Origin of the sequence: Marinomonas pontica (assembly GCF_036322735.1) — a bacterium.
Classification (GTDB): Bacteria; Pseudomonadota; Gammaproteobacteria; order Pseudomonadales; family Marinomonadaceae; genus Marinomonas; species Marinomonas pontica.
Genome location: NZ_AP027271.1, coordinates 1770179 through 1786353 on the forward strand (window position 1 = coordinate 1770179; position 16175 = coordinate 1786353).

Sequence of the window (16175 nt, forward strand, 5' to 3'; positions counted from 1 at the left end):
TCTAAGCTTAAAACTTACAAAGCCCCTGATTGGGGCTTTTTTATTGCCTGAAATAAAGCTATTGCGCGAATTGGAAGAAATGCATAACGAGGGCATTGAGAACACCTATGTGGCTACATAAGGATATATTTGATAAAATAATTCCTGATATTATTAAATAAAAATCAGTGGGACAGCTAACGATGGCGAGAAAAGCAAATATAGCAAGAGAAGAGATAGATCAGGCTTGCTGGGATTTGATTGAAAACAACCGGTTTCCTAATATTCCTCGACTGACCGAATATTTTCTGCAAAAAGACGGTCGTCGTTGCTCAAACACCACTTTCATGAATGCCATTGCAGAATGGGAAGAAAGCTACAAAGAGCACCAACAGCATCAACTAAAAGAATTAGACTCGGTTTTACTTCCTCTGTTTAAGCGATTTTCAAGAGATGTCACTCAACACCTAGGTCAGCTGTTGGATGAAAAGTCCACAGAAATAGAACAACATCAACAACGAAAACTCGACGCAACAGAAGGAGGGTATCTTGCTTTATCTGGCGTATTGATCGATCTGCAAACCGCTCACGATCAATTAACTAAGACACACAAAAGAGCAAGCAATGACCTTGAACAATTGCAAATAAAGCTGCTCAATAAAGAACAGCAATACCAAGACATACTCACTCAAAACAACGTTCTCACGAGTCAATTAAAACAAGAGCAAAAAATCAGCGCAGAGCTTCAAATCAATCTGGCCCAACAACAAGTGAATTTAGCTAAGCAAGACAATCAAATAGCATTACTAATGAAAGAAAACGGAAAGTTGAACGCTGAGCTAGACAGCATCAAAACAAATAGCGCATTAAGCGATCAGAAAAGATGGCACGAAATGACGGAAAAACTAGAGGCTCTGACCACTTCCGTGAAAAGCATACAATACAAGGATAGAGGCTCGAAACAATAACCGTTATAATGCGCCACTCACAGCACCGCGCAATTACAATTAAGAAGAGAAGATGAGCAACAAACAAACTGCCGTTCGTGATTTATCCAGCATAAAAGATTTTATTCGTTGGACATTCAGCCGTTTCCAAAACGCTAATTTATTTTATGGCCATGGCACAGATAACCCATGGGACGAAGCGGTTCATTTAGTGATGGGGGCTCTTAAACTACCACTTGATTTTGATCGCGACATGTTGGATTGCGCACTGACATACAATGAAAAGAAACACATTCTCAAATTAGTACAAACACGTATTAATCAACGCGAACCGCTGCCTTATCTTCTGGGTGAAGCTTGGTTCATGGGGCTTCCATTTAAAGTCACTAAAGACACCTTGATTCCACGATCTCCCATCATATCCTTGCTTGAAAGTGAATTTGCACCATGGCTTAAAAACTATCCGTTAAATATATTAGACATGTGCACTGGATCTGGCTGTTTAGGTATAGCGGCAGCTTTGGTTTTTGAAGACGCTGAAGTCGATATTTCAGACATCAGCGAAGCGGCTCTTTTGGTTGCCAACGAAAATATTGTACGCCACCAAGTTGAAGACCGTGTGCAAGCCATTCATTCCGACATGTTTACTGGTTTGGCAAGTAAACAATACGACCTTATTATTTGCAACCCACCGTATGTCGATGCAGACGATTTCAACAACGCTCCAGCCGAGTTTCATAACGAGCCGGAACTGGCCTTAACGTCTGGTGAAGATGGGCTTAATTTCACCCACAAATTTTTGGCCGAAGTCGCGCATTATCTGCAAGATGACGGTATATTAGTATACGAAGTAGGTAACACCGAGATCGCTTTACAAGCGGCATACCCCAATATTCCATTTATGTGGGTAGAGTTAGAACAGGGTGGTAATGGTGTATTTATCCTAACCAAAGAACAACTCAGTGAACTATTACAAGAGCAGAAATAAACTATGTCTGGTAATACATTTGGAACACTTTTTAAAGTCACCACCTTTGGTGAGAGTCATGGTATTGCGCTTGGCGCCATTGTAGACGGTTGCCCTCCGGGCATTGAGATTTGTGAAGCAGATCTGCAGAGAGATTTGGATTTACGCAAACCTGGCACCTCAAAACACACAACACAACGCCGTGAAGCCGACGAAGTCAAAATTCTTTCCGGCGTTTTTGAAGGAAAAACCACGGGGACGCCTATTGGTTTATTGATCGAAAACACAGATCAACGCTCAAAAGATTACGGTAATATTGCAGACACTTTTCGTCCTGCCCATGCCGACTACACATACGATCAGAAATACGGCTTCCGTGATTATCGTGGAGGCGGTCGTTCATCGGCTCGTGAAACGGCGATGCGTGTTGCCGCTGGCGCTATTGCCAAAAAATACTTGAAACAACAATTCGGTATCGAAATCCAGGGCTTCTTGTCACAACTTGGTCCAATTAAGCTAGCGGTTAAAGACTTAAGCCAAGTTTATGAAAACAGCTTTTTCAGCCCTGACCCAGACGCAATACCACAGCTAGAAGAATACATGACAGCGTTACGCCGTGAAGGTGATTCCGTAGGTGCAAAGATAACGGTAATCGCGAAGAACCTTATGCCAGGGTTGGGCGAACCTGTATTTGATCGTCTCGATGCCGACATTGCGAAAGCCATCATGAGTATTAACGCAGTGAAGGGCGTCGAAATTGGTGACGGCTTTGATGTTGTTGAGCAAAAAGGCAGTGAACATCGCGACGAAATGACGCCTGAGGGCTTTTTAAGCAATCACGCTGGCGGTGTATTAGGTGGTATTTCTTCAGGCCAAGACATTGTTGTTCACATGGCTTTAAAACCAACATCCAGCATTACTATTCCTGGGAAAAGCATCGACCGTGCAGGCAACCCAATAGAGGTCATTACTAAAGGTCGTCATGATCCTTGTGTTGGTATTCGTGCGACACCTATTGCGGAAGCCATGCTTGCGTTAACAATCATGGATCATTTGTTGAGACACAGAGCGCAAAATGCTGATGTAGTGTGTCCAACGCCAATTATTAATGGCCAAGCGTAACGACCGTTAAATGGAATAACAAAGCCGTTAAGCCGTTAGTCGCCGATATTCACAGGGCAACTAGCGGCTTTTTTGTTGATAAAATGGAATGAACGAGATCAATACTATGACTTTAACTGCCAAATCAACCGTTATCCGTGTCTGTGTTGGATCAAAAAACCCAGTAAAAATAAACGCAGCCAGAGAAGCCTTTGCCATTCTTTTTCCAAATCACATTATTCATTGCGAAGAAATGTCTGCACCTTCGGGTGTTGCCGATCAGCCAATGTCAGAAGCGGAGACTCGCTTAGGCGCACAAAATCGCGCTCGATATTGCTCAGAAAACAGCCCAAACGCAGAGATGGATTTTTTTGTCGCAATGGAAGGTGGCGTAGATCGATTCGAGGAGGGCGCTGCAACGTTTGCTTACGTCGCCATTCAGAATGCTCAAGGAAGGTTAATGACAGGTAGGTCTGCGAACTTACCTTTACCAGAGCGAGTTTATCAGCGCCTAGTGGCACATGAAGAACTCGGAATGGTGATGGATGATGTCTTTAAAACAGAAAACATTCGTCAAAAAGGCGGAGCCATTGGCCTATTTACTCCTGAATTCAAGTCCGAAGTGCGACACTTTCACTTCAAGCAACTAAGCACATTTCTTTAAACACTACGGCTGGTTGCTTGAACCCTAAACACTTCCTTGGACGATTATTTATTCGTCTCATTGCGAAGTGTATTCTCTCTTCTGTAACACGTCTTAAATCGGTACCTTTGGGCACATATTGCCTTAGGAGTCCGTTGCTATTTTCGTTTGCTCCACGTTCCCAAGAACTGTATGGATGAGCAAAATACACTGTCGTTTCTAATGCTTCGGCTATCTCAGCGTGATACGCGAACTCTCGACCATTATCTGCTGTGATCGTGTGAACATGATCTTTAAAAGGCAGCAATAGCTCTATGGTTGCTTGAGTCACATCTTTGGCTGATTTCGAATCCACTTTCTTTATAAGGTAAAAACGTGTCTTTCTTTCTAGCAAGGTGACAATTGAGCCTGAGCCGTGCTTACCTAAAACAGTGTCTATCTCCCAGTCTCCAAAGCGCTTTTTGGTATCAACAATCACAGGCCGATCATCAATGGATACCTTATTCTTGATCACTTCAGCTTTTGTTCTCTGGCCTTTCCGGTAGCGTTTTCTTCCTTGCCTCAAATGGCGGTAAAGTGTCCCTTTGTTTCTTTTGTCATCATGGATATATTGGTAAATCCATTGATGACTGACGGGAACACCGCAGTTTTTGAGTACGTTAGAGACTTGCTCAGGACTCCAGTCGATTTCAATTAAAATACGAATAAAATCAATTGTCTTTGATGATATGCGATATTTTGCCGCTGTCTTCCGCCTTATCAAACAGGCTCTTTGGGCTTTGTCAGGGCAATATTCTGTTACTTTTTTATTCCGCTTTAACTCACGGTAAATCGTAGCTCTATGACAATTCAGGATGAGTGCAATATTTGCCACTGATATTTCTTGCCCTAAAAGAGCGGAAATCTGGTATCTTTTGCCTTCGGTCAACTGCTGATAATTCATGTTGGTACTGCTTTATCTGTGGTAAGAAGAAGTGTATCAACTTCAGCAGTTGGCTTCTTCTACACCTGATTTGCAGTGTCGCACTTATTATCTGAATTTAGGCCAATCATGCAGCAACACGAGAAAGCGTTTACACCCAAGCCTTAATTTTAGCGCTCGCACCGGCATTGCACCCTGAACATTATACAAACGAGCCAAGTTAGAAACGATGAAATACAAATGGATACTATTTGACGCTGACGAAACATTGTTTCATTTTGATAACTTTGCAGGCCTAAGACACATGTTTTTAAAACATGGTATCGATTTCGGTCGAGCGGAATTTGATGAATACCAAGGGCTAAATAAGCCTCTTTGGGTTGAATATCAAAACGGCCAAATCAGCGCAGAACAATTGCAGACACGCCGGTTTCAATTATGGGGTGATCGATTGAATATCAGTGCGAAACAACTTAACACTGAATTTTTGGACGCTATGGCAGAAATTTGCAAAACATTACCGGGCGCAGTCGAACTTGTAAAACATTTGCATAATAACAATGTAAAAATGGGCATTATTACCAATGGATTTGCTCAACTCCAACAAATTCGCTTAGAGCGAACAGGGTTATTGCCATATTTCTCACCAGTGGTCATTTCTGAGCTAGTGGGCATTGCGAAACCGCATAGAAAAATCTTTGAGTACGCCTTAGAACAAATGGGGTCACCAGATATTAATCACGTCCTGATGGTTGGTGATACATTAGAATCAGACATTTTAGGTGGCAATAATGTTGGTCTTGATACCTGTTGGTTGAACCACGAAAACAAACCAAAGCCATTAGACATTTTACCAACGTACGAAGTGGACTCGCTGTTTGAGTTAGCACAGCTTTTAGAAACGCTAAGAATCACAACGTGATCCATCATAAAAATTCGTCATGTTGTGCATGGGTAATCGCATGAGTATTAGAGCATGTTAACACTCACTATTTCCGATAAATGTTATTATCGGAATTAGTATAAATAGCTGATTAGCACTGTTCCAACACTTTTTTCCAACTTCATGACTAACGCTTAGAGTCTGTGATCATCAATGTCTTAGCCGCACACCCAGCTTATGTTTGTTTTGATTTGCAAAATAAAATCATCCATATCCTGAGTTAACCAAGTTGGTTTTGTCCGATCCATTATTTTTGTTCTAAACAACACATAGCGTCTTATAAAACACATTGCATAGCGTGTGTTGTTTAGAGCGCATTATGCATGATCAATCGTATCGGTTGAAAAACACTATCTATCAGTGTTTAAAAATGACCGTTTCATCACATTGACAATAATTTCAGTGAATTTCATGCGTTTTCTTAAACACCAAATACCATGGACTTTACTGTGATCGAAGAAAAATGTTGGAAAAATCACTATTGATATTTGTGATTATGGTCGTGCCGGTGTTCTGAAAAAAAACGCTTTAATGAATCTTTTTAAAGAATGATTGAGAGACATATACCGAGCGCTCAGCAGTAGCGACCTCCCTCCTCAGATCAAACTAACTCAAATCGTTAGCAATGACACAACGGTTACGGCCTTGTTCTTTGGCTTTATACAAAGCTTGATCAGCCAATGCGAGTAGCGTTTCGATTGTCTGCGGCTTTTCTGGTGACCAGTGCGCTATACCAATGGACACTGTGATGTTGCCAACTAATTCAAATGGCTCATTCGCTACCGCCGTTCTCAATTGTTCGGCCAAAGCTAACGCCATTTCTAAACGTTCATTCTTAAGCAAGATAACAAATTCTTCGCCACCGGTTCGAGAAACCATATCGCCCGCTTTAGAAAAATGTGTCATCACTTTTGTAAGCTGCTTAAGAACGTCATCACCGACCTTATGACCATATGTGTCATTAACCCGTTTAAAAAAGTCGATGTCTAAAGCTAACACTGAAAATGCACGGCCGATGTAAATTTGTTGTTTCAAAGTAAGCTGCAATGCGCGACGGTTGCTTGCGCCGGTTAGTGGGTCAGTTTCAGCGTCTCTCTTTAATTCTCCAATCTGATTTTGTAGTAATTGAACGCCGATTAGCATGGCTTGCTTTAAGCCATGGCTTTCTACATACCATGAATTAATACTTTCAATTTCTCTGCTAACCGTTGGACTGTTCAACGTTGTCGCTTTGTCTGCTAGCTGCTGTAAAGGACGAGAAATAGAGCGAGCAAAAAACCAAATGAACAAAAAAACAGCGCATGCCACAGGTAATGTTCGCAGTAATACTTTTTGCATAATACCGAATAATGGCTCAAGCGTTGCTTGCAATGGGCTTTGAGTGACAACAATCCAACCCGTACTGGCTATGGTGGAATACCCTGCCAACATGGTAATCCCCTGGCTATTAATTAACTGCATGCCCCCTTCTTTTTGGGTTAGCATTTTATCTAAACCGTCGTTGTTAATAACCGTGGTACCGATACGGCTAATGTTAGGGTGGTATAAAATCTTCTTCTCTTTATCTACCACATAGATGTAAGACCCGTTTTCATAGTAATGATCGCCCAATATTTCACTCAGAATGTTTAGGTTTTTTAGATAAATTGTGCCACCTAAAAAGCCTAAATAATCGCCATTTCTTCCAACGATAGGTTCAGACATAAAAACGACTAAATTATTAATAGAAGAAATGTATGGGGCGCTTATCAGTGCTTTCTTTTCGTACAATGCTTCGGTCGTGCCAACTGAGTTTAATTTCACCCCAACAAGGTTCAATGCCTCAGGTGACGCTGCTTTAGTAATGCCTAACTCATTACTTATCACTACAGAATTGAAACTATCCGTCTGATACTTCAGTCGATTGGCTTCTTGATTTAGCCTGACACTGTTAGACATTTGCTCTGACAGTGCATTTGCCGTGAACGCTAATTGCTGCTGGGAAGAACGCAGAAACATCTCGGTAGTATCTGACAGTTTACTAGCGTATGCCATATTGCTTTCAAGAGACTGCAAAATCAGCTGTTCTTTCTGAACTTGGTAATTTGAATAGAAGCTGTTAAACAGGGTAAGTATCGTCGCGGTTAAAGCCAAAGCTAAAATCAATCGGTTTAGCTTTAAAATCGTATTTTTTAGAGGGTTCAAACTGTTTATCCGTCACAATTCTGAATGTCTAAACATATAAAGGCCAAAAAATATCGGCCATTACTATGCAATTCATTTATAACAAGAGGTGAAACAATTCAATCACGATATGATGAATTAGACAACGCTAATGGGGGGTTGAACACTAAAAAGAATAAGAGTGCCTTATAGCACCCTTATTATTGTATCGAGTTTTAAGCTAGCTTTGATGATCGTCGGTTAAACCAAACCATTATTAACGCCAAAAATGACAACAACCCTGCTGCCGTCGGTATCCATTCAAAACTGAAACCGATGCTAATAACCAGACCACCTAATGCAGCTCCGAGTGCATTACCTAAATTAAATGCTCCAATATTAATAGAGGAAGCCAGTCCCGGTGCTTGGTCTGCGATCTTCATTACTTGCATTTGCAATGGTGGTCCACTCCCAAAAATCACCACACCCCAAAGCAATATGGTCATGCCTGCACCGATTAACGTTGTGGAGGAAAAGCGAAACAACACTAATACGAAAACTTGCAAACCAAGAAACACAAACAATGCAAGATCTGGGGATTTATCGGTAATCTTGCCACTTACATAATTGCCCAATGTAAACCCTATTCCTGTCAGGGCTAACATGGTGGCAATGGCGTTGTCTGATGCTTGAGCCACTGTCTGCATAATGGGTGCAATGTAGGTGTAAAGTGTAAACATGGAACCTGCGCACATGACCGTGGTTGCAAAAGCACGCAATGCCGCCGGTTGCATAATGGCCTTCAATTCATTTTTGACATCCGGTTTTACTGCTTTTGGCATAGACGGCAAACTACGACTAATGCCCATAATAGCCACCACTCCCAACAAGGCAGTAACGGCAAAAGAAATCCTCCAATCAAAGGTTTGACCAAGCCAGGTCGTAATAGGCACGCCAACAATATTCGCAATGGTTAACCCTAAGAAAATAGACGCCACAGCCGAACCTTTTTTATGATATGGCGCGAGATTCATTGCTACGACCGCCCCAATCCCAAAAAATGCCCCATGAGAAAGGCTGGTGATAATTCGGGAAAACAAGAACGTCTCATAATTCACTGACATAGCCGACAGAACATTACCAATAACAAAAATCACCATCAGAGCGATCAGCGACGTTTTTTGGCTAAATCGAGTTAAATATAAAGTGATTAAAGGTGCGCCAATCATAACCCCAACCGCATAAGCACTAATCAACAAACCTGCAGCAGGGATAGACGCATTAACACCATCAGCAATGACAGGCAACAAGCCCATTGGCATAAACTCAGTGGTACCAATTCCAAAGGTACCGAGGGCAATAGCAAAAATACCCCATTGATAAGCAGCAAGCATACTCACTCCAACATTTCGAGAATTAAAGAATGAAGCACGGCAATGAGATGAAACAACAAGCCGTAAAAACACAAAAAAATAAGCCAAGAACCGTTTTGATTCTTAGCTTATTTTACGATCGTAAATTTTACCGTAACTCGATAGTAATTGCTCAATAAAACCAATAAGTCTCACTTTTGAAGAGCATCATTTTTGGGCCTTATTTTTTGATCGAGCTGGCCACCAGAACCAATAAACAACGAACACAATTGCAGCCACTCCCGTTACATTAATGAGCAAGCTCATTTTACACTCCTTTTCCCTATTTCATTTTTCGGCTGTCGCACGTGGAACAACCGTAGCCTATTTGCATTGGTCACAACTGTGACAGAAGACAAGGACATTGCGGCTCCCGCTATTACTGGACTTAATAGCCAACCCGTCAGAGGAAATAAGATTCCAGCAGCAATCGGAATACCTAGACTGTTATACGCAAATGCGCCCCAAAGGTTCTGTTTAATATTTTTTAGCGTGGCTTTACTAATGAGAATAACGTCAGCAACACTCTTTAAATCGTTATGTATTAATGTAATATCCGCGCTTTCCATGGCAACATCTGTTCCGGCTCCCATAGCAAACCCAACATCCGCTTTGGCCAGTGCAGGAGCATCGTTAATCCCATCACCAATCATACCGACCACCTCTCCTTTTTCTTGAAGCTTTGTGACCCACTCCAACTTATCGTCTGGCAATAATTGCGCGTGATAATCATCAATACCAACACATTTTGCAACGGCTGCGGCCGTTTCATGGTTATCACCCGTTAACATGACGACTTTTAAACCTTGGTGCTTAAAATCGGAAATGGCTTCTTTTATCCCTTTCTTAATCGGATCTTCAATATAGAATATCGCCATTAATTCCGCTTCATCAGAAAGAAAGACACGCGTTGCCGTTTTAAAATCCGCGTTAGCATCGTCAATAATGATAGAAATGCCTTTTTCATACATCAATCGTTCATTTCCTAAATAATACGTATCACGGCCAATACGCCCTTTTACACCCAACCCTACCAGCGATTCAAACGCTTCTACGGCAACCTTCTTACGGCCTTTAATAGGTGTATTACAATGTTCCAATAAAGCATCTGCCAAAGGGTGATTTGCGTTCGTTTCGAGTGCGGAAACAAGCTCGCACACCCAGTCTAAATGAGCATGATCATTTAAATGAGTATGAACAACCTTTGGCTTGCCTTCGGTAATGGTACCCGTTTTATCTAATACAACCGTGGTCAACTCGCTTGCTCGCTGAAGAGCGTCACCATTTCGAATAAGCCCACCGCACTCCGCGGCCTTACCAATGCCTATCATGGTCGATATTGGCGTTGCTAAACCCAGCGCACAGGGGCAGGCAATAATTAAGACGGATATAGCCGTTACCAACATGTAGGAATAGACGTCGTCGCTAGCTGAAAAATTAAACCACGCTAAAGCGGTTAAAATAGCGATAATGATTACGCTCGGAACGAAGATCGAAGACACTTTGTCAGCCAAAACACTAATAGGTGGTTTTGAGTTTTGTGCCTTGCCCACCATATCGATAATTTGCGCTAATAATGTATTGGAGCCAACGTGAGTGGCTTTGAATAACAAGCTGCCTTGTCCATTCACCGTACCTGCCGACAGACGACTTCCTTTGCTTTTTTCTATTGGTGCTGGCTCACCCGTCAACATAGATTCATTAACCGTTGATACTCCATCTAAGACATCCCCATCGACGGGTATTTTGTCCCCTGAACGAACGCGAAGTATGTCGTTTACATGGATTTCGGAAACGCTAATTCGCACTTCCTGATCACCATCAATACGTATTGCCATTTTGGGGCGAAGATCCAGTAACCGATGCAAAGCCTGACTCGTTTTACGACGCGCCCTGAGCTCTAAAGCCTGCCCAAGGTTGATCAAGCCTATGATCATTACAGCAGCCTCAAAATACAAATGATGGGTGTTATCTGGTAACCAGCTCATTGGAGCAAGAACAACGAGCATAGAATATAACCATGCACTTCCCGTCCCTAAAGCGATCAACAGATCCATATTTGCCTGATGATTTATAAATGCTTTCCAAGCGCCGCGAAAATAATGTTTACCAGCACGGGTCATGATGACCAAAGTAACCAAGCCGACCACACCCCAAATCAACCTATCATTGAGCGTGCTCACAATCATATTCCCACCAAAAACACCGTAAAGCATTAATGGAATGCCCAGACCTAAGCTCCACGCCGAAGACTGTCGCTTATCATGATATTCAGCCAGTTCTCTTTGACCTCGTTCTTCTTCACTTTTTTCAGCATCAAGAATGACCTTGGCATGATAGCCCGAATTCTCTACCGCATTCAGCAGCGCTTCAGATTGACCTGTTGTTACTACTTGAGCCGTATGGTTAGCAAAGTTAACGTTTGCAGATACAACGTCTGGTGTATTTGTTAAGGCTTTTTGAACTGTATTAACGCAGCCAGCACAGGTCATTCCAGCAATAGAAAGCTGATAGGTTACCGCTTCGTTTCTTTGATGTTCTACTTTAACAGGCTCTACAGTGCTATCTGTCAGAGTGTCACTCGTTTGATGAGCAAGCTCACTACCTTGTTCACTCCCATCTACCTGTTCTTGCTCATCATCGGAACAGCCTAAGAAAATAAAGCCTGCTTCCTCGACGCTTTTTTGGATGCGACCCATGTCTAACTTTGAGGTTACAACCAGTTTGTTTTCTTTTGGTTGTCCCTCTACTTTAGCATCTGGACATTTTTCTTGGATAAGCTGACGTATTTTAGTCACGCAACCTTGGCAAGACATACCGGATACCAAAATGGTTCTTTCGATCGCTTCGTTATGAGTATTTGATACCGAGTTCCCCATACCCTATCCTCCTATTAATGTGATTGCTTGGATCCTTCCCAATCTTCGATCAAACAACAAATAGAATGCCCATCAGGTGTACCGTTTGGCATTCCCTCCCAAGCTCTCAAAGCATCTTCCATTTTAATAAGGTGTGCTTGTAGTTGAGCGATCTTCATCTTGGTTTCAGGAACTTTTTTCTCTAATAAATCCCTAACCATTGGACAAGGTGAATCACCACTGTCAGATTGCTGAAAGATCTCTTCAATTTGCTTTAAACTAAAACCTAGTTCGCCTGCCTGCCGAATAAAGTGCAACCTTTGTAAGGCGACTTTGTCGTAATTTTGATAGCCATTATTCGGATCTCGTACAGCCTGAATTAATCCCAGTCGTGTGTAGTGACGAACCGTTTCAGCGGTTACATTGGCCACTTTAGCCAATTCACTGACTCGCATAAGCCCTCCTAAAAACGTTCGTATTTAATAAAACACTATTCAAAGTGTAAAACCTATATGTAGCACATAGGTCAAGAATTTTTGTGCATGCTAACGAACTTATACCAATAAAAAAGCCGAGTTCAATGACTCGGCTCTTAATAGCATTTACTATGTCGATGTCGACTTAATGCAGCTTGAGTTTTGGCTTAACCACTTTTCCGATTTTTTGAGCAGCCATAATCACCGTCGCTTTGAACCAACCGTGTATCGCAATCAAATGAAGGCGATATAAAGATACGTACACAAAACGAGCAATACGACCTTCAATGAACATAGACCCGCCCATCAAATTCCCCATTAAATTACCTACCGTACTGTAGCGACTCAAGTTAACCAAAGAGCCGTAATCTTTATAGGTATATTCTTTAAGCGGTTCACTCAAAAAAGAAGCCTTGATGTTATCAAACACCAAACTGGCCATTTGATGAGCAGACTGCGCCCTTGGTGGCACAAAAGAACCATCCGCTTGCTTGCACGCACAACAATCACCAATCACATATACATCATCAAAAGCCGTGGTTTGTAAGGTGCCTTTTACCAATATCTGATTATTTCGAGTGGTTTCAAATCCCTCTATGTTCGCCACAAAGTCCGGCGCTTTTACACCTGCAGCCCAAATCATCAAGTCGGCTTCAATATTTCTCTCATCCGCAGTTTGAAATCCGCCGTCGTAAGCGCGAACAACGCGGGTGTTCTGGCTGACAGTGACCCCCAAGCGAATCAATTCTTTGGTCGCTAAAGAAGCGATGCGATCAGGTAAAGCGGGCAAAATTCGCTGTCCGGCTTCAATTAATTGCACTTGTACTCGCTTACCCGACATCTCAGGCATGCCATACGCTTTTAACATATCGGCCACGTGGAAAAGCTCAGCAGATAATTCAACGCCCGTGGCGCCACCGCCAACAATCGCCAGCTTTAATTGTGCCTCTGGCCCTTCTTGATGAACGCGTAAAAACTGATTCAATAGTGCCTGTTGGAAACGTTCAGCTTGTTTGTGTGAATCCAAGAAATAACAATGATCAGCAACGCCCGGTGTGCCAAAATCGTTACTCACACTGCCGACAGCCATAATCAGTATGTCATAATAAATCGTCCGCTCAGGTAGAACGATGTGCCCCATGTCATCAGACAGAGAATCCAGAATGAGCGTCTTCTCTTCGGGATTCACCCCCATTAGCGTTCCCAACTGGAATTGATAATGATGTTTTGCCGCATGGGCCCGATAATTAAGTCCATCATTATTTATATCCAAAGAGCCTGTCGCAACCTCGTGCAATAGCGGCTTCCAGATATGAGTCTGACTTCTATCGATAAGAACGACATCGGCTTGACGCTTTTTACCAAAAGCATGGCCTAATTTGGTGACCAGCTCTAAGCCTCCAGCACCACCACCAACTACTACGATTTTTTTCATGCAAAATCCCCTATAAACATTGAATAATCTGGAAAGTATTCAAAAAAACACTTTCCAGATGCCTCAATGAACAGCTGCTATTTTTTTCGTTGCGCTAATAATTTGTCTAACGTATTAGCGAATGCCATACGATCTTGTTGATTAAAGGTTGCCGGCCCACCCATTTGAACACCCGATGAACGCATTTGCTCCATAAAATCCCGCATACCAAGACGCTGCTTTATATTTTCTTTTGTATAGAGCTCACCTCTTGGATTAATAGCAAGCGCACCCTTGTCGATAACATCTGACGCCAAAGGAATATCCGCAGTCACCACCAAATCCTGACTATCAATGTTGTCCACTATGTAGTTGTCTGCAACGTCAAAGCCAGAACTGACAACTCTTCGTTCGATCCATTTAGATGGCGGGATAGAAATGGCTTGGTTAGCAACAAGGATACATGGGATTTGAACACGTTCCGCAGCACGAAACAGAATGGTTTTAATAACATTTGGACAGGCATCGGCATCGACCCACAAGCGCATAGGATTCCCCTTTTGTAGGGCTCCATTATTGATCAGTCGAAAAGTGAAATCCAGTAATGAATAAGAACAAACGGAGCACATAAGCGTGATCCGTTTGTTTGCATCGTGAGATGAATTACATATTTGGGTAATTTGGCCCGCCAGAACCTTCTGGCGTTACCCACGTAATATTTTGTGCAGGGTCTTTAATGTCGCAAGTTTTACAGTGTATGCAGTTCTGTGAGTTGATCTGAAAAATCGATTCATTGTTAGATTCCACGATTTCATAGACCCCCGCAGGACAGTATCGTTGAGCGGGCTCACTGTATTTTGGCAAATTACTTTGTACCGGTATGCTCGCGTCTTTCAACCTTAAATGACAAGGCTGATTTTCTTCATGATTGGTATTAGACAAAAACACCGAAGACAATTTATCAAAGCTTAATAAACCATCTGGTTTTTTATATTCTGGTGCAACATGTTTGTCTGCCAACTCTAAACAGGCGTAATCTGGAGTCATGTCTTTAAACGTAAACGGCAAACCACCCGAGAAAATGTTTTGATCTAACCAATTGTAAGCACCACCCCAAAACGTGCCTAATTTGTGCATTACTGGCACAAAATTTCGGGCTTGTTGCAGCTCTTCTCCCAACCAAGACTGGCGAAGGGCGTCGTCGAATTGGGATAAGTCAACGGATGATGGTTCCGCAATCAAAGCCTCAAAGATACTCTCTGCGGCCAACATTCCACTTTTCATCGCCGTATGAGTGCCTTTAATTTTCGCTGGGTTTAATGTTCCTGCGTCGCAACCAATCACCAATCCGCCTGGAAAGTGCATTTTAGGTAACGAAGCCCAGCCACCTTTAGCAATCGCTCTGGCGCCATAAGAGACCCGCTTAGCGTCTTTTAAGTTTTCGGCAATAATAGGATGATGTTTGTATTTCTGAAATTCATCATAAGGGCTGAGATACGGATTTTTATAGTTCAGATCGACAATCAAGCCAACTACTACTTGATTATTTTCTAAGTGATAAAGAAAGCCACCGCCACCCGCTTCGTTCCCCAGTGGCCAACCAGCAGTATGAATCACGGTTCCAGGTTTGCTTTGAGACGCGGGGACATCCCACAGCTCTTTAATGCCTAAGCCATAATGCTGAGGAGCTTTGCCTTTATCCAGCTCAAAGCGTGCCATGAGCTCTTTACCAAGGTGACCTCGACAGCCTTCAGAGAAAATCGTGTACTTGGCCTTTAAAAGCATGCCTGGCATAAAGCCATCTTTTTCGGTTCCGTCTTCCGCCAATCCCATGTCACCCGTTATAATCCCTTCGACATGACCGTCTTCATTGTATGCGAGTTGCGCTGCAGAAAAGCCCGGAAACACTTCAACACCTAAAGACTCCGCCTGTTCGGCAAGCCAACGACATAAGTTACCCAAGCTGATAATATAATTACCATCGTTATGGAGCGTTTTGGGTACCATCCAGTTGCTTAACTGCCTTGCATTGGCATCAGAACTTAACCAATGCAGTTCATCAACATTCACTTTGGTGTGTAAAGGCGCGCCCATCTCTTGCCAGTCTGGGAATAGCTCTGTCAGTGCTTTTGGATCAACCACCGCTCCCGACAAAATGTGGGCACCAATTTCAGAGCCTTTTTCAACCAAACAAACGCTGATTTCTTTTTCTTCGGCCTTGGCTTTCTGCATTATACGGCATGCCGCTGATAACCCTGCAGGGCCACCGCCAACAATCACCACATCAAATTCCATTACTTCTCTGTCTGTCATACTGCCTCCCTATGAGGGCATATTTCTTATTTTTAAAACACTCACACTTATGACGGGG

General features: G+C 42.6%; 13 protein-coding genes. 5 read left to right on the plus strand and 8 right to left on the minus strand.

Annotation, left to right across the window (positions count from 1 at the left end):
* Positions 1 to 182: 182 nt before the first annotated feature.
* From AABA11_RS08270 to yjjX, 4 genes are all read left to right on the plus strand, one after another.
* Positions 183 to 947 carry a hypothetical protein gene (locus tag AABA11_RS08270; protein WP_338266954.1) on the plus strand — a complete coding sequence of 255 codons (765 nt, stop codon included), beginning with the start codon at positions 183 to 185 and terminating at the stop codon, positions 945 to 947.
* Between the two features lie 52 nt (positions 948 to 999).
* On the plus strand, positions 1000 to 1914 hold the full coding sequence (prmB, locus tag AABA11_RS08275; RefSeq protein WP_338266956.1) for a 50S ribosomal protein L3 N(5)-glutamine methyltransferase: 915 nt from the start codon (positions 1000 to 1002) through the stop codon (positions 1912 to 1914).
* A 3-nt stretch (positions 1915 to 1917) separates the two neighbouring features.
* A complete protein-coding gene (gene aroC, locus AABA11_RS08280; RefSeq protein WP_265727913.1) occupies positions 1918 to 3015 on the plus strand; it encodes a chorismate synthase in 1098 nt (365 codons plus the stop codon).
* Positions 3016 to 3121: 106 nt separating this feature from the next.
* The gene (yjjX, locus tag AABA11_RS08285) at positions 3122 to 3658 is read left to right on the plus strand and encodes an inosine/xanthosine triphosphatase (protein ID WP_338266960.1); all 537 of its coding nucleotides are present in this window, start codon (positions 3122 to 3124) and stop codon (positions 3656 to 3658) included.
* Here the strand turns inward: yjjX and AABA11_RS08290 are convergent.
* Positions 3633 to 4580, minus strand: coding sequence for an IS30 family transposase (locus AABA11_RS08290; protein ID WP_114413812.1), 948 nt, complete (start codon positions 4578 to 4580; stop codon positions 3633 to 3635). The two genes, yjjX and AABA11_RS08290, sit on opposite strands and share 26 nt — an antisense overlap.
* Positions 4581 to 4788: 208 nt before the next feature.
* On the opposite strand from AABA11_RS08290, the gene yjjG reads away from it, so the two are divergent.
* Positions 4789 to 5481, plus strand: a complete 693-nt coding sequence (yjjG, locus tag AABA11_RS08295) for a pyrimidine 5'-nucleotidase (RefSeq protein ID WP_338266963.1) — start codon at positions 4789 to 4791, stop codon at positions 5479 to 5481.
* 627 nt (positions 5482 to 6108) lie between these two features.
* On the opposite strand, the gene AABA11_RS08300 is transcribed toward yjjG, so the two are convergent.
* The 7 genes from AABA11_RS08300 to AABA11_RS08330 form a co-directional block, all read right to left on the minus strand.
* Positions 6109 to 7686, minus strand: coding sequence for a sensor domain-containing diguanylate cyclase (locus AABA11_RS08300; RefSeq protein WP_338266965.1), 1578 nt, complete (start codon positions 7684 to 7686; stop codon positions 6109 to 6111).
* Positions 7687 to 7880: 194 nt separating this feature from the next.
* Entirely contained in the window at positions 7881 to 9038 is a 1158-nt protein-coding gene (locus AABA11_RS08305) for an MFS transporter (RefSeq protein ID WP_338266967.1), read from the minus strand.
* A gap of 281 nt (positions 9039 to 9319) precedes the next feature.
* Positions 9320 to 11935, minus strand: coding sequence for a heavy metal translocating P-type ATPase (locus AABA11_RS08310; protein ID WP_338266969.1), 2616 nt, complete (start codon positions 11933 to 11935; stop codon positions 9320 to 9322).
* A gap of 14 nt (positions 11936 to 11949) precedes the next feature.
* Complete coding sequence (locus AABA11_RS08315) at positions 11950 to 12369, minus strand: MerR family transcriptional regulator (protein ID WP_265727920.1); 420 nt, start codon at positions 12367 to 12369, stop codon at positions 11950 to 11952.
* 166 nt (positions 12370 to 12535) lie between these two features.
* The gene (locus AABA11_RS08320; protein WP_338266974.1) at positions 12536 to 13825 is read right to left on the minus strand and encodes an NAD(P)/FAD-dependent oxidoreductase; all 1290 of its coding nucleotides are present in this window, start codon (positions 13823 to 13825) and stop codon (positions 12536 to 12538) included.
* Positions 13826 to 13902: 77 nt separating this feature from the next.
* Positions 13903 to 14352, minus strand: a complete 450-nt coding sequence (locus tag AABA11_RS08325) for a YaiI/YqxD family protein (RefSeq protein WP_338266977.1) — start codon at positions 14350 to 14352, stop codon at positions 13903 to 13905.
* A 115-nt stretch (positions 14353 to 14467) separates the two neighbouring features.
* Positions 14468 to 16117 carry an electron transfer flavoprotein-ubiquinone oxidoreductase gene (locus AABA11_RS08330; RefSeq protein ID WP_338266979.1) on the minus strand — a complete coding sequence of 550 codons (1650 nt, stop codon included), beginning with the start codon at positions 16115 to 16117 and terminating at the stop codon, positions 14468 to 14470.
* Positions 16118 to 16175 lie beyond the last annotated feature (58 nt).